Source organism: Ruegeria sp. K5 (assembly GCF_056531805.1).
Map to the genome: position 1 here is coordinate 635,152 of NZ_JBQFML010000001.1, position 17,412 is coordinate 652,563.

The 17,412-nt window shown below is 58.4% G+C and carries 17 protein-coding genes and 1 tRNA gene; 7 read left to right on the top strand and 11 right to left on the bottom strand.

Features of this window, described 5'->3' with window-relative positions; genetic code table 11:
- Positions 1–5: 5 nt before the first annotated feature.
- Positions 6–82: transfer RNA gene (locus ACR0MO_RS03230), tRNA-Arg, on the top strand.
- Between the two features lie 109 nt (positions 83–191).
- Here the strand turns inward: ACR0MO_RS03230 and mepK are convergent.
- Positions 192–761 carry a peptidoglycan L,D-endopeptidase MepK gene (mepK, locus tag ACR0MO_RS03235; RefSeq protein WP_170450628.1) on the bottom strand — a complete coding sequence of 190 codons (570 nt, stop codon included), beginning with the start codon at positions 759–761 and terminating at the stop codon, positions 192–194.
- Positions 762–1,113: 352 nt separating this feature from the next.
- Between mepK and ACR0MO_RS03240 the strand changes: the two genes are divergently transcribed.
- From ACR0MO_RS03240 to ACR0MO_RS03255, 4 genes are read left to right on the top strand one after another with little or no spacing between them, the layout of a single operon-like run.
- The gene (locus ACR0MO_RS03240) at positions 1,114–2,721 is read left to right on the top strand and encodes a L,D-transpeptidase scaffold domain-containing protein (RefSeq protein WP_170450630.1); all 1,608 of its coding nucleotides are present in this window, start codon (positions 1,114–1,116) and stop codon (positions 2,719–2,721) included.
- Positions 2,722–2,756: 35 nt separating this feature from the next.
- The gene (gene lpxD, locus ACR0MO_RS03245; protein ID WP_170450631.1) at positions 2,757–3,848 is read left to right on the top strand and encodes a UDP-3-O-(3-hydroxymyristoyl)glucosamine N-acyltransferase; all 1,092 of its coding nucleotides are present in this window, start codon (positions 2,757–2,759) and stop codon (positions 3,846–3,848) included.
- A 32-nt stretch (positions 3,849–3,880) separates the two neighbouring features.
- Positions 3,881–4,138 (top strand): acyl carrier protein, encoded by a 258-nt coding sequence (locus ACR0MO_RS03250; protein ID WP_170450632.1) that lies wholly within the window; start codon positions 3,881–3,883, stop codon positions 4,136–4,138.
- A gap of 9 nt (positions 4,139–4,147) precedes the next feature.
- On the top strand, positions 4,148–5,356 hold the full coding sequence (locus ACR0MO_RS03255; RefSeq protein WP_170450633.1) for a beta-ketoacyl-[acyl-carrier-protein] synthase family protein: 1,209 nt from the start codon (positions 4,148–4,150) through the stop codon (positions 5,354–5,356).
- A gap of 52 nt (positions 5,357–5,408) precedes the next feature.
- Here the strand turns inward: ACR0MO_RS03255 and ACR0MO_RS03260 are convergent, their stop codons facing one another.
- The gene (locus ACR0MO_RS03260; RefSeq protein WP_170450634.1) at positions 5,409–5,987 is read right to left on the bottom strand and encodes an invasion associated locus B family protein; all 579 of its coding nucleotides are present in this window, start codon (positions 5,985–5,987) and stop codon (positions 5,409–5,411) included.
- A 454-nt stretch (positions 5,988–6,441) separates the two neighbouring features.
- Here ACR0MO_RS03260 and ACR0MO_RS03265 point away from each other — a divergent pair, with 454 nt between their 5' ends.
- Entirely contained in the window at positions 6,442–7,989 is a 1,548-nt protein-coding gene (locus ACR0MO_RS03265; RefSeq protein ID WP_480889698.1) for a helicase HerA-like domain-containing protein, read from the top strand.
- 1 nt (position 7,990) lies between these two features.
- Here the strand turns inward: ACR0MO_RS03265 and ACR0MO_RS03270 are convergent, their stop codons facing one another.
- The 8 genes from ACR0MO_RS03270 to ACR0MO_RS03305 all read right to left on the bottom strand — a co-directional run bounded on the left by ACR0MO_RS03270 (position 7,991) and on the right by ACR0MO_RS03305 (position 15,072).
- Positions 7,991–8,245, bottom strand: a complete 255-nt coding sequence (locus ACR0MO_RS03270) for a hypothetical protein (RefSeq protein ID WP_170450636.1) — start codon at positions 8,243–8,245, stop codon at positions 7,991–7,993.
- Positions 8,246–8,441: 196 nt separating this feature from the next.
- Positions 8,442–9,755, bottom strand: coding sequence for a branched-chain amino acid ABC transporter permease (locus tag ACR0MO_RS03275; protein WP_170450638.1), 1,314 nt, complete (start codon positions 9,753–9,755; stop codon positions 8,442–8,444).
- On the bottom strand, positions 9,752–10,762 hold the full coding sequence (locus ACR0MO_RS03280) for a branched-chain amino acid ABC transporter permease (RefSeq protein WP_170450640.1): 1,011 nt from the start codon (positions 10,760–10,762) through the stop codon (positions 9,752–9,754). Before ACR0MO_RS03280 ends, ACR0MO_RS03275 begins: the two co-directional genes overlap by 4 nt.
- 117 nt (positions 10,763–10,879) lie before the next feature.
- Positions 10,880–11,233, bottom strand: coding sequence for a hypothetical protein (locus ACR0MO_RS03285; protein WP_170450642.1), 354 nt, complete (start codon positions 11,231–11,233; stop codon positions 10,880–10,882).
- Positions 11,234–11,492: 259 nt separating this feature from the next.
- The gene (locus ACR0MO_RS03290; protein WP_170450644.1) at positions 11,493–11,837 is read right to left on the bottom strand and encodes a hypothetical protein; all 345 of its coding nucleotides are present in this window, start codon (positions 11,835–11,837) and stop codon (positions 11,493–11,495) included.
- A 316-nt stretch (positions 11,838–12,153) separates the two neighbouring features.
- A complete protein-coding gene (locus ACR0MO_RS03295; protein ID WP_170518649.1) occupies positions 12,154–12,867 on the bottom strand; it encodes an ABC transporter ATP-binding protein in 714 nt (237 codons plus the stop codon).
- A 108-nt stretch (positions 12,868–12,975) separates the two neighbouring features.
- Positions 12,976–13,764 (bottom strand): ABC transporter ATP-binding protein, encoded by a 789-nt coding sequence (locus ACR0MO_RS03300; RefSeq protein WP_170450648.1) that lies wholly within the window; start codon positions 13,762–13,764, stop codon positions 12,976–12,978.
- A 126-nt stretch (positions 13,765–13,890) separates the two neighbouring features.
- Positions 13,891–15,072, bottom strand: a complete 1,182-nt coding sequence (locus tag ACR0MO_RS03305; RefSeq protein WP_170450650.1) for an ABC transporter substrate-binding protein — start codon at positions 15,070–15,072, stop codon at positions 13,891–13,893.
- Between the two features lie 161 nt (positions 15,073–15,233).
- Here ACR0MO_RS03305 and ACR0MO_RS03310 point away from each other — a divergent pair, with 161 nt between their 5' ends.
- Positions 15,234–16,328, top strand: coding sequence for a PQQ-dependent sugar dehydrogenase (locus ACR0MO_RS03310; RefSeq protein ID WP_170450651.1), 1,095 nt, complete (start codon positions 15,234–15,236; stop codon positions 16,326–16,328).
- Here the strand turns inward: ACR0MO_RS03310 and ACR0MO_RS03315 are convergent, their stop codons facing one another.
- Complete coding sequence (locus ACR0MO_RS03315; protein WP_170450653.1) at positions 16,329–17,333, bottom strand: GlxA family transcriptional regulator; 1,005 nt, start codon at positions 17,331–17,333, stop codon at positions 16,329–16,331.
- Positions 17,334–17,412: the final 79 nt, after the last annotated feature.

The following is a 17,412-nucleotide window of genomic DNA, read 5'->3' on the forward strand; positions in this document are numbered from 1 at the left end:
CCAAGGCACCTGTAGCTCAGCTGGATAGAGCGCTGCCCTCCGAAGGCAGAGGCCAGAGGTTCGAATCCTCTCAGGTGCGCCATCTTTCACTAGGTTTAGCATCCGCGCTCCGGTCGGATCGCATTGCGCAAAACAAAACCCCCGTCAGACGATCTGCGGGGGTTCGGAACAATTGGTATTGGCGAGGCGGATTAGCCGCGCCAGGTGCGGACCACGCCGCAATCCATATGTACGAAGTTCGACCGGTAGTATTGGCCTACACCGCCCGCGCGACACGACATCGCCGCTTTGGCCATTTGCGAGACGGAACGCGAGCCGAGGCGAAGGTCTGCCGCCTGGCCTTGCATGTGCAGGGAGTTCCGGGCAACGCGGCGCGATCTGGAACGCAGCATGGCGTTTGTCTGCGGCGAACGATAGCCGGACAGCAGCATGTAAGGCTCGTTCACGTCCAGAAGATTGTGGGCGGCGGCCATGATGTCGACCGTGCGCAAATCCATGCTTTTGACCTGATCGGTCCGCCAGTCGCGCATGAAATGGTTCACTTCCTTGACAGCATCCTTGATGTATTTGCCGTCAACCCAATATATCATATCGATCCGTTCGCCTGTGCGACCGGAATACATGCGGATACGACGAATGTCGCCGCCGCCGCGAAGAAAACCTGCTGCATTGGAATAAGTCGGTGCTGCAGCAACTGCTGTGGCTGCGAATGCCCCCAATAGGGCACGCCGGGTCAAGCCCGATGTACTGCTCTTGGTCATTTTTGTTTCGTCCCGTACTGTTCCTGCCTGCGCACGATGTTACGCGCGCTGTATTAATATTTTCCCATCCCAGATGGCGAATTTATGGCACAATCGGATTCGGTCGCCAAGAAGTGTTTGATACTCACCTTTTCAAGGGGGAATTTTCGGCAGTTTTTTGCGCAGATGGGGCAACCGGCACATTTTTTGCGCAATTGAGGCGTTTCGGCACCGCTTCGATGCAAACGCGCATCAGGCCGAAATAGAAGAGGCCGAGTAAGGAATTTGTGAATAGACAAAGGCAGAGTGCAAAAATGATATTTGTTCGGCGCATCCCCATCAGCGCAAACTATTGAATAACCAAGGGCATCCCATGTTCTCAGTATTGCGGACCAGTACCAGTATCCTTGTCGCGGCATGTTTTGCGGCCACAGCAGCCATTGCCAACACAACGTCTGACCCGATTCAGGGCACCGCGTTTCAAATGGCTGTGGCCGAGCACACTCCGACATCCAGCGATATTGCGGCGTTTTACCGGACCAACGGGTTTTCGCCTGTCTGGGTCGGAGCCTCGCAAGATCATGCCGACCGGCGCGCCGCGTTGATCAACGCGCTGTCCAACAGCCATATGCACGGTCTGCCCTCAGCAGGTTACGATGTAGACGCGCTGGTTGAACAGATGCGGCAGGCGCGATCTGTTCGGGATTTGGGCGCGGTCGAGGCTGAACTGACGCGGGTGTTTCTGGCTTACGCCGACGATCTGTATTCCGGTGCCCTGCGCCCGGCCAGCATTGACGACGGGCTGGTCCGCAAGGTGGAACGGCGCAGCCCCGAGGAACATCTGCAGCAACTGAACACGCATGGTGCGGCCTATCTGGATCAGCTCGCACCGCAGACGCGCCAGTATCGTGCGCTGATGAAGCAGAAACTCGCACTGGAGGCTCTGGTCGATCAGGGCGGCTGGGGCGCGAGTGTTCCGGTGGCCAAGCTGGAACTTGGGGATTCAGGGCCAAATGTCATCAAGCTGCGCAACCGTTTGGTGGCGATGGGCTATCTAAAACCCACTGCCAGCCCTTCGTTTGATGCCACTTTGCTTGAGGCTGTTCGCAGCTTTCAAACCGCGCATGGGTTGGAGCCGGACGGTGTTGCCGGGCAGGGCACGATTTCGGAACTGAACCGCCCGGCATCGGACCGGTTGAAGTCGGTTCTGGTGGCGCTGGAACGCGAGCGTTGGTTGCCGCGTGAACGTGGGACCCGCCATATTCTGGTGAATCAGGCCGATTTCTCTGCCAAGATCGTCGATGACGGGCAGGTCACGTTCGAGACCCGCGCAGTAATCGGCAAAAACGTGCATGACCGCCGCAGCCCCGAGTTTTCGGACGAGATGGAGCATATGGTGATCAACCCCAGCTGGTATGTGCCACGCTCGATCATCACAAAGGAATATCTGCCCAAGCTGCAATCCAACCCGAATGCCGTGGGTCATATCCAGATCACCGATCGCAGTGGCCGTCAGGTCAACCGCGGGGCCGTGGACTTCACCCAATTCACCGCGCGCAACTTCCCGTTTGCGATGCGTCAACCGCCGAGCAAAAGCAATGCACTGGGGCTGGTGAAGTTCATGTTCCCCAACAAGTACAACATATATCTGCATGATACGCCTCAGAAATCTCTGTTCGCGCGCGAGGTGCGGGCCTTCTCGCATGGCTGTATCCGATTGGCGCAACCGTTCGAATTCGCCTATGCGTTGCTGGCCAAGCAAGAGGAAGACCCAAAAGCGTTTTTTCACCGAGTGCTGAATACCGGCAAGGAAACCACAGTGAAACTGGACCAGAAGGTTCCGGTGCATCTGATCTATCGCACCGCCTATATGGGCCCGAAGGGCGAGGTGCAGTATCGCCGCGACGTCTACAACCGCGACGCCAAGATTTGGGACGCGCTGCAAAAGGCAGGGGTAGCCCTGCCGGACGTTCAGGGGTAAGCACGGGGGCAAATCCTGCCGAAAGAAAGCCCGCCATGCAGTTTACCATTCAGCAAATCGCCGACAGCCTTGGTGCCGAGTGCCAGGGCGACACCGGCCTGACGATTGTGCGCGCGGCCGAGCCCGGTGACGCCGGACCCACCGATCTGGCCATGGCGATGTCACCGAAATATGCCGAGGCTCTGGCAGGTGGTGAGGCACGCGCGGCGGTTCTGTGGGAAGGTGCGGATTGGCAGGCCATGGGCCTGCGCGCGGCGATTTTTGTGAAACGTCCGCGCATGGCGATGGCAGGCATAACATCGATGCTGGATCGCGGGCAGGGGGTTGAGCCCGGCATTCACCCCTCGGCCGTGATTGATCCGACGGCAGAGATTGGCGCAGATGTGTCGATTGGGCCTTTGGCGGTTGTCGGGGCCAGGGCGCGGATCGGGGCCGGATCGGTAATTGGCGCCCATTGCACGATTGGTATCGACGCTGTTCTTGGCGAACAGGCGCTGCTGCGCGAAATGGTCAGCATCGGCGCGCGCGCTCAGATCGGGGATCGCTTTATCGCCCAACCGGGCGCGCGGATTGGTGGAGACGGTTTCAGCTTTGTAACTCCCGAAGTATCTGGCGCAGAAAACGCGCGCAAAACCATGGGGGATCAGGGTGAGGCGAAGGCGCAAAGCTGGCTGCGCATTCATTCTCTGGGCGCGGTTGAAATTGGTGACGATGTCGAGGTCGGCTCGAACTGTACCGTAGACAATGGCACAATTCGCAACACCCGGATCGGCGATGGGTCGAAACTGGATAACCTTGTGCATGTGGGCCACAACACCCGTGTGGGGCGTGACTGCCTGCTGTGCGGACAGACCGGCGTGTCCGGCTCGGTCGATATTGGCAACAACGTGGTGTTGGGCGGCCAGACCGGCGTGGTGGACAACATTTTCATCGGCGACGGCGTAATCTCGGGTGGCGGCACCAAAATCCTGTCCAATGTGCCCGCCGGTCGGGTGATCATGGGCTATCCGGGGATCAAGATGGAAACCCATACCGACATCTACAAAGCGCAACGCCGGTTGCCGCGTCTGGCCCGCGACGTTGAGGCACTTAAAAAGGCTGTTTCCAAACAGCCCCCGAGCGATTAAATCATCCTCAGATTGATAATCAGGGGATCGATATGAGCATCAGCGACCGCGTCATCGCAATCATTGCAGAGCAGGCCGTGCTGGAGCCATCGGATGTGACACCCGAAAGCACGCTGGAAGATCTGGGCATCGACAGTCTGGGTCTGGTCGAAAGCATCTTTGCGATCGAGGAAGAGTTCGACATCTCGGTTCCCTTCAACGCCAACGAACCTGAATCGAACGATTTCGACATCTCGAACGTGGCCGCGATCATTGCGGGCATCGAACAGCTTGTGTCGGAAAAGGTCTGACCCGGAACAATGAAACGGGTTGTTATCACCGGCGCGGGCACCATCAACTCGCTGGGTCACTCTGTCCCCGACACGTTGGAGGCCATGCGTGAAGGGCGCTGCGGTATCTCGGAACTGGAGTTTCGCGATGTCGATCGTCTGGCCATCAAGATCGGCGGTCAGGTGCGCGGGTTCGAGGCCGAAGGGCGCTTTAATCGCCAACAGATGTCTCTGTATGACCGGTTCACGCAGTTCACACTGACCGCAGCCAAAGAAGCCATCGAGCAATCGGGGATCGAATTCCACGGGGAATTGGCGGCCCGGTCCGGCGTCGTGCTGGGCACGGCAGGCGGCGGTGTTTCGACCTGGGACGACAATTACCGGTCGGTCTACGAAGACGGAAAAAACCGCGTGCACCCCTTTGTTGTGCCAAAGCTGATGAACAATGCGGCCGCCAGCCATGTGTCAATGGAACATAACCTCAAAGGACCCAGCTTTACCGTTTCAACAGCCTGCGCATCGTCGAACCATGCGATGGCGCAAGCGTTCCAGATGGTCCGCAGCGGTGCTGCGCCTGCGATGGTCACCGGCGGGTCGGAATCGATGCTGTGTTTTGGCGGCGTGAAAGCCTGGGAAGGCTTGCGCGTCATGTCCAAAGACGCCTGCCGCCCGTTCAGCGCCAACCGTAACGGGATGGTTCAGGGCGAAGGTGCCGGCATTTTTGTCTTCGAGGAATACGAACATGCCCGCGCGCGGGGTGCAGAAATCCTGTCCGAGGTCGTCGGGTTCGCCATGTCCTCGGATGCGGCCGATATTGTCATGCCCAGCAAGCAGGGCGCATCACGCGCCATGGCCGGGGCTTTGGCTGACGCAAAGCTGAACGCCAGCGATGTCAGCTATATCAACGCGCATGGCACCGGAACGGCAGCAAATGACAAAACGGAATGCGCCGCAGTTGCAGACGTGTTCGGGCCGCATGCGGATGACCTGATGATCTCGTCCACCAAGTCCATGCACGGGCACCTGATCGGCGGCACTGGTGCTGTCGAATTGCTGGCCTGCATCATGGCTCTGCGGGATGGCGTTATTGCGCCGACCATCGGGTACGAGGAACCCGATCCGGAATGCGCGCTGGATGTGGTACCGAACGAGGCGCGCGAGGCCAAGGTGGATGTTGCCCTCAGCAACGCCTTTGCCTTTGGCGGCCTGAATGCTGTTCTGGCTTTGAAGAAAGTCTGACGACAGCCCGAAAGTCGCCGCAGCGTTTCCACTGCGGCGACGAAAGCATCGCTCAGTTTACGTTGACGCTGAGACTGTCAAACCCCGAGGTGAAGCCAGACAGCGACATGTCCATGGTCAGAACCTGATCCGGGAAGCGTGCGGGCACCAGCGAGAAGGTCGCCTTGCTGCCCGCCTTCATGGCATCGATGTCACCCTGGCTCAGACCCAGTTGGGCGACGCAGCCGACCGGCACACAGTGGTGATAGTTATACAGCTTGCGCGGCGCGCCATCGATGGACAGCGCCAGTTGCGCCTGCAGCAGGGTTTCCAGCGGAACGATCACATTCGCCCAGGCCACGGCGGCCCCACCTTCGGGCAGTTTGCCAATGGACACCTCGGCAATCGGATCGCCTTGCTGGCCGTTGAGAACCTGAACGATGGCGCATGGGTCTTCGCCTTCCTGCGCCTTGATGCAGGACACCTCCCAGTCGCCGGAAGTTTCTTTGACGAACTGTTCGCCCGCACGCGGACCGGTCTCGCCCAGGTCCAGCCCGTTATCGGCCTCGGGTTCCGAGGTTTCCTGTGCACTGACAGCGCCGCAAACAAGGACAGCAGCGAGCGTATTGATCGAAAGGAGTGACTTGATCATGAATGCCTCGATATTTGGTGATTGAGTTTTTTTTCTTCCTCTAGCACCGTTCACGGCTGGTGTCAGGCACTAAGCGATGGGTCGGTTCGAAAATGAACAATTTCTTGCCACTCAGGTAGGGTTTCCACCCCTTAAAAACAAGAAAAAGGGAGCTGGTGGAGCAGCTCCCTTCTATAAATGTTTCTCCCCGTCGGACTGGCCGACTTAGTTATGTGGCAGACGTTACGAGAGGGGGACGCGGTGGTCAACTGCTAACCTGAACTTTTAATATACTCGTCAGTTCAGTTTAATCCGCGTGAACGGGCAAAAAAGCCGTGCCCGAAGGCACGGCCAGTCAACAGGGAGGAAGTGCGCCTTTGCGGCTGGCACCGCAAAGCGCGCAAAATGACTATCGCAGTCAAAGGTTAACTTTGTATGCTGGGTCCGGATCGGTGAGACATAAGGCAGTGAAAACATGGGCGAAGATATCTTTCTGGGCGGCGGCGGTCAGGACTATGGCCAGCCGCAGGGGCTGACGCTGAAATACGCGAACCGGCATGGGTTGATTGCCGGGGCCACCGGGACCGGCAAGACGGTGACGCTGCAAATTCTGGCCGAAGGGTTTTCCAAGGCAGGCGTTCCGGTTTTCCTGTCGGACGTCAAAGGTGACCTGTCCGGGCTGGCATTGCCGGGAACCGAGACACACAAACTGCATCAGGCTTTCATGGATCGCGTCACGCGGATCGGATTCACCGATTTCGCGTACCGTGCTTGCCCGGTGACCTTCTGGGACTTGTTTGGTGAGCAGGGGCATCCGGTTCGTACGACAGTGACCGAGATGGGGCCGTTGCTGTTGTCCCGCCTGATGGAGTTGAGCGAAGCGCAGGAGGGGATACTGAACATCGCCTTCCGTGTGGCCGATGAAGAAGGCATGCCGCTGCTGGACCTCAAGGACCTGCAAGCGCTGTTGGTCTGGATTGGTGAGAACCGGGCGCAGCTTTCATTGCGTTACGGCAATGTCTCGACCTCTTCAATCGGTGCGATCCAGCGCCGGTTGCTGGTGTTGGAGAACCAGGGCGGCACGCGGCTGTTCGGGGAACCGGCGCTGGACCTCGCCGACCTGATGCGCACGGATGAGGCCGGGCAGGGTGTTGTGAACATCCTTGCCTCGGACAAACTGATGGGATCGCCGCGCCTTTATGCAACTTTCCTGCTATGGCTGCTGAGCGAGTTGTTCGAAGAACTGCCCGAGGTTGGTGACCCCGAGAAACCCAAGCTGGTCTTCTTCTTCGATGAGGCCCATTTGCTGTTCGAGGATGCGCCGAAGGTTCTGATCGACAAGGTGGAACAGGTGGCGCGCTTGATCCGCTCCAAGGGTGTCGGGGTCTATTTCATCACGCAGAATCCGGCCGATATACCCGAAGATATTCTGGGACAGTTGGGCAATCGCGTGCAGCACGCCTTGCGGGCGTTTACCGCGCGCGACCGGAAGAACCTGCGCCTTGCCGCAGAAACCTATCGCGAGAATCCAGCTTTTGACACCGAAGAGGCAATCCGCGAGGTCGGTGTGGGTGAAGCCGTCACATCAATGCTGCAAAAGAAGGGTGTGCCGGGCATTGTCGAACGTACACTGATCCGCCCGCCGGCTTCCCAGTTGGGGCCGATTTCTGACGCTGAACGCCAGGAGGTTATGACTGCGTCACCAATGGCTGCAAAATACGACACACCCGTGGATCGAAAATCGGCCTTTGAGATCCTTCAGGCCCGCGCCGAGGCCGCCGCCAAGGAAGCCGAAGCCGCCGAAGCCGAAGAGGTTGTGGAAATGCAGACGGCTATGGAGCGCGAATTCGCCTCGGCCCGCAGATATTCGGGCAGTCGGGTGGGGCGGTCTTCCTCGCGCGTGACGCGCAAGAAAGACACGTTTGCCACCGCGATGAGCGAGGCCGTGATCAAGGAACTGAAAGGCACCACCGGTCGCCGCATCGTGCGCGGCATCTTGGGTGGATTGTTCCGAAACCGCTAGCTCAACCTTTCAGGCGGCGCTGGCCTTCCTGACGGCAATAGGCATCAGCCTGACGCACCGACATCTTGGTCGCCGGGAAATCAATGGCCCGGTCCCAGGTCACGCGGTCATGGCGATAGAGCTGACAGGTCACAACACCCTCGGGCGTGTTGACCTTGACCGGTGTGGTTTCCAGATCTTCGGGCGAGGGGACACAGGCCGCAACTGCCGCAACAAGCGGCAACAGGATGACAACTTTGCTGAGTGGTTTTTTCATGGTTCTAAGATCTACTCTTTAGACTGGGTAACTGGCCTCATAAGACCGGCGAGAGGGTGTGTGAGTGAGCGTCGACAGAAATGAAGACGTATCCAATGTCGGGAATGGTGGGTTGGTTTAGGCAAAAAATCTTTAAGAATCAAGAAGCCGCGCCGGTATTCGCCGACACGGCTTTGTGATTTGAGAAGATTTCAGCCTATTTCTCGGGGATCAGGCCCCTTGGACTGAATCTGAGAACAATCAAAAGCACCAGCCCCATGGTAAACAGGCGCATATGCGCGGCGCTTTCGATCAGGTGCGCTTTCAGTGCGCTGCCGTCCGGCAGGCCAGAGGTGATCAGGTTCATGATCCATAGACCCATCGGCTCGACCTGAACCCACAGGAACCAGATCAGGAACGCGCCGAGAACCGCGCCAAAGTTGTTGCCCGAGCCGCCTACGATCACCATGACCCAGACGAGGAAGGTAAAGCGCAACGGCTGGTAGGCGCTGGGGGTCAACTGCCCGTCCAGCGTGGTCATCATCGCACCAGCGATCCCGCAAATGGCCGAGCCCAGAACAAACACCTGCAAATGGCGGCGGGTGACATCCTTGCCCATCGCCTCGGCAGCCACTTCGTTGTCGCGGATCGCGCGCATCATGCGACCCCAGGGGCTGTGCAGCGCCTTTTGCGCCATCCACAGCAGCACCAGCAGAACGATCAGGAACAGCAGCGAGTATCCCAGCTTGACGGACAACGTCGAGGCAGTTACCGGGTCCAGCCCCAGCCATTCCGCACGCGCGATGAATCCGGGATCCTGTTGCAGGTCGATCTCATACCCGACCACGGGGGCGGGGCGAGGCAGGCCGTAGACGTTCTTGACGCCGCGGGCCAGCCAATCCTCGTTCTTGAGGACCGCAATGATGATCTCGGCGATACCAAGCGTGGCAATGGCCAGATAGTCGGACCGCAGACCCAAAGCCGTTTTCCCGATCAGCCAGGCCGCGCCCGCCGCCAGCAGCCCGCCCGCAGGCCAGGCCAGAAGAACCGGCAGGTTCAGGCCGCCAAGGTTGCCCGCAATCGCAGGATCGATGGCCTCGACCCCCGCAACGCTGGGGTCAAACACCGCGCGATAGATGAAAAAACCAGCCACAAGGATACCGAGGATGGACAGGTTGCGCACATTGCCCTTGGGCAGTTTCTGCGCCGCCATAACAGCCGCAACAACGGTCGCCGCACCCAACAGCAAAGCAAGCACAATGCCATACCCGCCAGAGGACCACGCCCCGGGCGTCGGCGGCGTAGATACCAGCACAACAGCCAGACCGCCCAGCGCGACAAAGCCCATGACGCCAACGTTGAACAGGCCCGCAAAGCCCCATTGCAAGTTCACCCCAATCGACATGATGGCCGAGATCAGCCCCATGTTCAGGATCAGAATCGCCGCGTTCCAGCTTTGCGTGAAACCGGTCATCAGGATCAGCCCGCCGACCACGGCAAACAGAAGCGTGTTTTTGGTTGCTTCGCTCATACCGCTTTCCCTTTGAACAGGCCCGTGGGCTTAAAAAGCAAGACGATCAGCAGGATCACAAAGCTGACGGCAAATTTGTAATCGGTGGACAGGAACTGCACCAAACCCGACGGTGCCAGCGTCTCTGGCGCGAGATAGGTCAGGACCTTTTTCCAGGCGTAAGTAATCGTCACCTCGGAAAATGCGATTATGAAGCCACCGGCAATTGCGCCCAGCGGGTTGCCCAGCCCGCCGACAATGGCCGAGGCAAAGATCGGCAGAAGAAGCTGGAAATAGACGAAGGGCTTGAAGCTCTTATCCAGCCCGTAAAGCACCCCGGCGGTTGTCGCCAGTGCCGCCACGATGATCCAGGTGATCATCACAACGCGCTCGGGGTTGATACCGGACAGAAGGGCCAGATCTTCGTTATCCGAATAGGCCCGCATCGACTTGCCCGTGCGCGTCTTGTTCAGAAACCAGAACAGCAAAGCTACCGCAACGACGGCTACAACAACGGTAATCGCTTGGGATGTGCGGATCGCCAGACCCTCACTCAGCCCGGTCATCGACTTGAAATCCCGCGCGGAAATCAGAAACCGCGCGCCGTCGGAAAACCTCTGATCGTCGGGTCCGATAACAAAGCGAACCAACCCGTTCATGATGAACATTACGCCCATCGACACGATGACAAGGATCACCGGCTTGGCCTTTTGCTCGCGATAGAACCGATAGACCAGCCGATCCGTGATCAGAACCAGAACAATACAGCCTAGGATCGCAAAGGGCAGCGCCAGCAGAGCGGTCGGCAGCGGCCCAAAGCTGACACCGGCAGCCTGCAGGCCCCAGGTTACCAGCACGGCGATCATCGCGCCAAAGGCCATCGTATCGCCATGGGCGAAGTTGGAAAACCGCAGGATGCCGTAGATCAGAGTGACGCCCAGCGCCCCCAGCGCAAGTTGGCTCCCATAGGCAATCGCAGGAACGATCACAAAATTCGCAAGCGCAACAAGCGCGTTCAGTAAATCCATCAGTTCTTCTCACTGTCCGAGTGCAGCCTTATGGCATGCCCTGCCTGCCGGGCACAATATTTTGCGCCCGTTTTTGGGCCGTAAATTACAGTTCCAGTGAGAAAATTGTACGATCCGTCAGCTTATCGGATCATCACAAGCACCATGGTCCTGGGTGGCGTGCGGACCCTTGATTGTCAGGTCATAGCTCAGGTTGTCGAAATCAACCACAAAGGTGATCACGTCCCGCTCCATCAGGTGTAGAAATGTCAACGACCCGATGCCCGATAGGATGGTCGCTTCGCCCCGGATGGCGTCGGTCACGATATAGCCCTTGTTGGTGCCACCCGAACGGGCGAGGGTCACCGAGCTGCCGTCTTTGTCCGACACGCAATTGACGACAAAATCCGCGCCGTCCAGTGGGCCTGCATTCTGGGCCGAGGCCAGCTGGGGGATCAGCAGCGAAAGGGTCAAGGCGATCATCTTCTTCATCGGTCACATTTCCAACTTTTGGGCGGTCTACGGGGCGCTGGTATTCACGCCACCTACCGCCTGGTCTTAGGTCTGATGAGATCAGGTTTGGCGTCGAATCCAAACACGGATCACATCAATAGACCTAAGCCAGAAAGTCGGTCGGGAAACGGTGTTACATCCGTTCTCACCGTCAGTTGAGTCGCGGTGAATATTCCGTGTAATGAAGAATTATATCACATTGATATTTAACGGTTAATTTTACTCAACCGTGCCAAGATCAAACTTGCCCTTCCGTGCACGTCCCTTTGTCATTTGCCGAGTGTTCCCCATTGATCGACAAATCATAGGTCATGTCGGAAAAGTTCACGACATAGGTCAGAACCTGCGTTTCCTGCATCGACAGGAAAGTAACACTGCCAACACCTTTCAACACCTGGGCGTCAAAGGCCACAGTGTCGCCAGCGATGTCGATGGTCGAAATCGTGCCCGCGCTGCCTTCCGACGCGCTGTTGAGGACAAATTCAGTTCCGTCCAGATTTGAAACGCACGAAAAAACATGCTCCTCTGCTGCGGCACCCGACGCCACCAATGCGAACAGCGTCGCCATCATCCATTTTGTCATTTTTGTTGTTTCCTGTCGTTCTTCATTGATGTTGTGCGCACGCCAATCCGAGCAGCGCGATGTCAGGCGCAGATGGAACTGGACCATCAGCACGCACGCGATAGGAGAATATTCTGACCGGAATGTATCCTTAAGCGGGCAATCTTTGGATTGAATGGCAGCTACATCGAACCGTCGTGATGCTGATTAGATGTGTAATAACATAAGCTTACAATGCATCTTTGAAAGGCGACCTCTAACGCCGAGCATCTTCGCCGCAAAACCGCCTTACTTTGGCGCGGAATCACTCAATCCTCCGCGCGCAAGGATACCGGAGTCAGCCGCCCAGAAAACTCTTACGCACTTCCGGGTCTGCCAGCAGTTCCTTTCCGGTGCCGGAATAGGCATTGCGGCCCTGTACCAGCACATATCCCTTGTCCGCAATCTCCAGCGCCTGACGGGCGTTCTGCTCGACCATCAGGATCGGCAACCCGGTGCGCGATACCTCGATAATCCGGTCGAACAACTCATCCATCACGATGGGCGAGACACCGGCGGTGGGTTCATCCAGCATCAGCACTTTCGGTTGCGTCATCAGCGCGCGGCCCACGGCAACTTGCTGGCGTTGACCGCCGGACAGTTCGCCGGCGGCCTGGTTGCGCTTGTCGCGCAGAATAGGGAACAGATCATAGACCTGCTCCATCGTTTGGCTGATGTCATCTCGACGAATGAAAGCCCCCATCTCAAGGTTCTCTTCCACCGTCATCGAGGTAAAAATATTCTGGGTTTGCGGCACAAAGCCCATCCCCTTGTTCACCCGGTCTTGCGGGGACAATGACGTAATATCTTCTCCGTCCAGCCGAACAGAACCAGCGCGCACGTCCAGCATCCCAAACACGGCCTTCATCGCCGTGGATTTACCGGCCCCGTTCGGGCCAACGATCACCGCAATCTCGCCCTTGTCCACGGCGATGGTGCAGTCATGCAGAATATCCGGCCCCTTGCCATAACCGCCGGTCATGGTGTCCCCGATCAGAAACGGCTCAGCCATTCACAGGATCCTTCTTCATCTGGCTAAAAATATCTCGGGGGTCATGGGGGCAGAGCCCCCAATCAAACAATTCAAGCGCGCCGCAGGCGCACATCTGGATCACTCCATTCACGCGCCTGCCTCCAGTTTGTCTTTGTTTTTCAACCCGGTCCCCAGATAGGCCTCGATCACATGCTCATTGGCCTTGATCTCATCCAAGGTCCCCTCGGCCAAAACCTTGCCTTCGGCCATGCAGATGACCGGATCACAAATCTTGCCGATGAAATCCATGTCATGCTCGATGACCACAAAGGTATAGCCGCGTTCCTTATTGAGGCGTAGAATTGTGTCGGCGATAGTCATCAGCAGGGTGCGGTTCACGCCTGCACCAACCTCGTCCAGAAACACGATCTTGGCGTCAACCATCATGGTGCGTCCAAGCTCCAGCAGTTTCTTCTGCCCGCCCGATACCTGACCGGCCTTGTGGTCGGCCAGATGTTCGATGGTCAGAAACTCTAAAACCTCATCCGCCTTGGCCTTCAGCGCGCGTTCTTCATCCGCGATCCGCTTGCGTCCGAACCAGGTGTTCCACAGCGATTCCCCGGCCTGCGCGCCCGGCACCATCATCAGATTCTCGCGACAGGTCATCGAGGAAAACTCATGCGCGATCTGGAACGTGCGCAGCAAACCCTTGTGGAACAGATCATGCGGGGGCAGGCCGGTAATGTTCTCGCCATCCATGAACACGCGGCCAGACGTCGGTGGCAGAACACCCGCAATCACGTTAAACAGCGTGGTTTTTCCGGCACCGTTCGGGCCGATCAGCCCGGTGATCGAACCCTTCTGGATTTCCAGCGATGCCCCATCCACCGCGTGAAATCCGCCGAAATGCTTGTGCACGTCCTCGACGACGATCATCTTTTCCCCTAGCCGCCGTTTTCGGCGTTCTTATCCCATCCTCGAACCCGAGGTGCGGCCTTTTTTCATTGAAACAGCCCGGACACAAGGCCCGGGCTGCTTTGTTTTATGACGCTTAGCGCAGGATCAACGGAAGTTGACGGTCTTGTTCTCGCCGTCGGTCACTTCGATCTCACGATACGAGCCCGCGCTTTCGCCGGGGCCGATCAGTTCAACACCCGAAGCGCCGACATAATCGATGTCCTGACCCGCAGCGATCAGCTCCAGACCCTTGACCAGCTCACCCGGATAGATCTTCTCACCCGGCGCGTTCGCGACGTCCATCACCTTGGCACCGTAATCCGCCGGGTTGGTGGACCCTGCGGCCTGCATCGCCAGCATGAACAGCGCGGCGGCGTCATAGGATTCAGGCGAATACGGCGACGAGCCGTCAAAGCCCGCGGCTTCTGCCATGGCAAAGTACTTCTCGGCGCCTTCACCACCCGAACCGGCGATCTGCCCGAACGAGCCGTTCAGGTCGGGGCCGACATTCGCAGGCAGCGAGTCACCGATCATGCCACCAGGCAGACCGAACGTGTCAAACGCGCCGCTGTCCAGCGCCGACTGGATGATGCCCAGACCACCCTGATCCAGATAGCCCGCGACAACCAGAATGTCGCCACCGGCCGAGGCCAGCGCGCCCACTTCGGCCGAGTAATCGGCTTTGCCGTCTTCATGCGCGGCCACGATGGTCACTTCACCCCCCGACGCCTCGAACGAGGACTGGATCGCATCCGCCAGGCCCTTGCCGTAGTCGTTGTTGGTGTAGGTCAGCGCGATCGAGCTAATGCCACGGTCATTCAGAATGTCCGCCATCACCTGACCTTCGCGCGCGTCCGACGGGGCGGTGCGGAAGAACAGGCCGTTGTCTTCCATGGTCGACAGGCCGGGCGACGTGGCCGACGGCGAGATCATGACCATGCCGTTCGGAATCGCCACGTTCTGCAGGATCGCGCCGGTCACGCCCGAGCAGTCACCGCCGATGATGCCGGCAACGCCATCCGCGATCATGCGCTCACCGTTCGAGGTGGCCAGACCGTTGTCGATACAGCCGGTATCGGCGCGGGTGCCAACAACTGTCTTGCCGTCCAGCAGTTTGCCCGACTCGCTGACCTCGGCAATCGCCATTTCCGCGCCCGATCCCATGGCCGGTGCCAGAGATTCGATGGGGCCGGTGAAACCGAACAGAATGCCCAGCTTTACATCCTCGGCCATGGCGGTGCCCGCCAGCAGAGCGGTTGCTGCAGTTGCTGTAAGCAGCTTTTTCATAAGGTTACTCCCTGATGTCGTAGTCTAACTGGGCACGACCCTAGGCAAGCTATCGGGAAAAGAAAAGTCTTATAGAGGTCCTGCTTTTTGACAAAGCGCACCTATCTGTTTGACGTATCGGCTTGCCCTGACGACTGAACCCCAACTGATGGAGGTCACATATGATCCGGCTTTTCGCGTTTTTCGTTCTGATCTGGTCCGGCGGTGTGGCTTATGCCCAGACATTGCAGACAGCCGACGGCCCGGTTCGGGCTACAAAGATGTTGGGCGGGCTGGATACGCCCTGGGCGCTGGGTCTTCTGCCCGACGGCAGCTATCTGGTGACCGAGCGGGATGGCGCGCTGATCCATGTGTCTGATGGCGCGGCCCGGAATGTATCGGGCGTGCCAAAAGTCGCTGCCTCGGGGCAGGGCGGTTTGCTGGATGTCACCATTCCCCGCGACTTTAACCGCAGCCGAGAGATTTTTCTGACCTTCTCCAAACCGCAATCAGGCGGCGCGGGAACCGCAATGGCCGTTGCGCGCCTTTCCGAGCGTGGGGACAAGCTGACCAATGTCAGGGTCGTGTTCGAGGCCGAACCGGGCGGCTCTGGCGGTCGCCATTTCGGCTCGCGCGTGGTCGAGGCGCAGGACGGGACCCTGTTCATTACCATCGGAGACCGGGGCGACCGGCCTTCGGCGCAGGACACCAGCACCCATATGGGGTCGGTCATTCGGATCAACCGCGATGGTTCGGTTCCTGCGGACAATCCGTTTGTCGGGCAATCCGGTGTTCGACCAGAAATCTGGTCCTATGGCCACAGAAACCCGCAAGGGGCCGGTCTGGATGCGCGCGGAACATTATGGGTGTCCGAACACGGCGCGCGCGGCGGGGATGAGGTCAATCTGGTTCAACCGGGTAAGAATTATGGCTGGCCCGTGATCTCGTACGGCACCCATTATTCCGGTCAGAAAATCGGAGAGGGGACGTCAAAACCGGGTCTGGAGCAACCGGCGCTCTTTTGGGACCCCTCAATCGCGCCATCGGGCCTGCTGGTTTATTCCGGTGACATGTTCCCGCAATGGAAAGGCGACATTTTCGTAGGTTCGCTCAAGTTCGACTACATCGCACGCCTGTCCGGCTCACCCCTGCGCGAGGTTGAACAGATCAAAGGCCCGGAAACCGAACGCGTCCGCGACATTGTTCAAGGACCGGACGGATCGATCTGGTTCATTTCTGTCGGGCAGGGCGCTGTTTACAGGCTCACACCCGGCTAATCAGATCGACAGCCGCCCACTTTGCGAGCCGCGTTCGCGATAAGGCGTGGTGTTGTAATGCGCGCGGTAGCATTTCGAAAAATGACTGGGTGAGGCAAAGCCGCAGGCCAAGGCCACGTTGATAACACTCATATCGGTCTGCATCAGCAGGTTACGCGCTTTGTGAAGGCGCAGCTCCATGTAATACCGCTTGGGAGACCGGCTCAGATACCGGCGGAACAGGCGTTCCAGCTGGCGGGTCGACATGCCGACATCTTTGGCAAGGATCGAGGGCGAAATCGGCTCTTCGGTGTTTTTCTCCATCATCAGGATGACCTGGCTCAGCTTTGGGTGCCGCACCCCGATCCGGGTCGGGGTGGACAGGCGCTGGGTGTCCTGATCGGTGCGGATCGAGGAATAGATCATCTGGTCCGCCACCGCGTTGGCCAGTTCCTCGCCGTAATCATCCGCAATAAGCTTCAGCATCAGATCGATCGAGGATGTACCGCCCGCCGTTGTCATGCGGTTGCCGTCCACGATGAACACGGATTTGGTCAATTCGACCGCGTCGAATTCTTCTGAAAAGCTGTCGGCGTTTTCCCAGTGGATCGTCGCCCGCTTGTCATCCAGTAATCCGGCCTTGGCCAGCGTATAGGCGGCGGTGCAAAGACCGCCAATCTTCAGACCCTTGCGCGCCTCGCGCCGCAGCCAGTTCAGAACCTTCTTGGTCGTCGAAGCTTGAACGTCCACCCCGCCGCACACCAGGATCAAATCGTCGCGATGTAGCTCTTCAAGGTCCGAATCGAGCTTGAATGTTGTTCCGGCGGAACACGACACCAGTTCGCCGCCTTCGCCGACCAACGACCAGCTATAGATCTCGCGCCCGGCCATTCGGTTGGCAATGCGCAGGCTGTCCAGCGCAGACGCGAACGACAAAAGCGAGAACTTGTCCAGCAAAATGAATACGAAATTGACAGGCTTATCCGACCCGCCGTCCACTGTGACAACTTGGCGTTGCTCTTGCATGGCTGTTGTTTCCCCGAATCCACGACGGCTGAACCCACGTCGCGTGTGATTTGCCAGACACCATGCTCAAAGCTTGTTT

Coding starts and splice junctions, on each gene's coding strand:
- mepK (WP_170450628.1), bottom strand. CDS start 761: ATGACCAAGAGCAGTACATCGGGCTTGACCCGGCGTGCCCTATTGGGG.
- ACR0MO_RS03240 (WP_170450630.1), top strand. CDS start 1,114: ATGTTCTCAGTATTGCGGACCAGTACCAGTATCCTTGTCGCGGCATGT.
- lpxD (WP_170450631.1), top strand. CDS start 2,757: ATGCAGTTTACCATTCAGCAAATCGCCGACAGCCTTGGTGCCGAGTGC.
- ACR0MO_RS03250 (WP_170450632.1), top strand. CDS start 3,881: ATGAGCATCAGCGACCGCGTCATCGCAATCATTGCAGAGCAGGCCGTG.
- ACR0MO_RS03255 (WP_170450633.1), top strand. CDS start 4,148: ATGAAACGGGTTGTTATCACCGGCGCGGGCACCATCAACTCGCTGGGT.
- ACR0MO_RS03260 (WP_170450634.1), bottom strand. CDS start 5,987: ATGATCAAGTCACTCCTTTCGATCAATACGCTCGCTGCTGTCCTTGTT.
- ACR0MO_RS03265 (WP_480889698.1), top strand. CDS start 6,442: ATGGGCGAAGATATCTTTCTGGGCGGCGGCGGTCAGGACTATGGCCAG.
- ACR0MO_RS03270 (WP_170450636.1), bottom strand. CDS start 8,245: ATGAAAAAACCACTCAGCAAAGTTGTCATCCTGTTGCCGCTTGTTGCG.
- ACR0MO_RS03275 (WP_170450638.1), bottom strand. CDS start 9,755: ATGAGCGAAGCAACCAAAAACACGCTTCTGTTTGCCGTGGTCGGCGGG.
- ACR0MO_RS03280 (WP_170450640.1), bottom strand. CDS start 10,762: ATGGATTTACTGAACGCGCTTGTTGCGCTTGCGAATTTTGTGATCGTT.
- ACR0MO_RS03285 (WP_170450642.1), bottom strand. CDS start 11,233: ATGAAGAAGATGATCGCCTTGACCCTTTCGCTGCTGATCCCCCAGCTG.
- ACR0MO_RS03290 (WP_170450644.1), bottom strand. CDS start 11,837: ATGACAAAATGGATGATGGCGACGCTGTTCGCATTGGTGGCGTCGGGT.
- ACR0MO_RS03295 (WP_170518649.1), bottom strand. CDS start 12,867: ATGGCTGAGCCGTTTCTGATCGGGGACACCATGACCGGCGGTTATGGC.
- ACR0MO_RS03300 (WP_170450648.1), bottom strand. CDS start 13,764: ATGATCGTCGTCGAGGACGTGCACAAGCATTTCGGCGGATTTCACGCG.
- ACR0MO_RS03305 (WP_170450650.1), bottom strand. CDS start 15,072: ATGAAAAAGCTGCTTACAGCAACTGCAGCAACCGCTCTGCTGGCGGGC.
- ACR0MO_RS03310 (WP_170450651.1), top strand. CDS start 15,234: ATGATCCGGCTTTTCGCGTTTTTCGTTCTGATCTGGTCCGGCGGTGTG.
- ACR0MO_RS03315 (WP_170450653.1), bottom strand. CDS start 17,333: ATGCAAGAGCAACGCCAAGTTGTCACAGTGGACGGCGGGTCGGATAAG.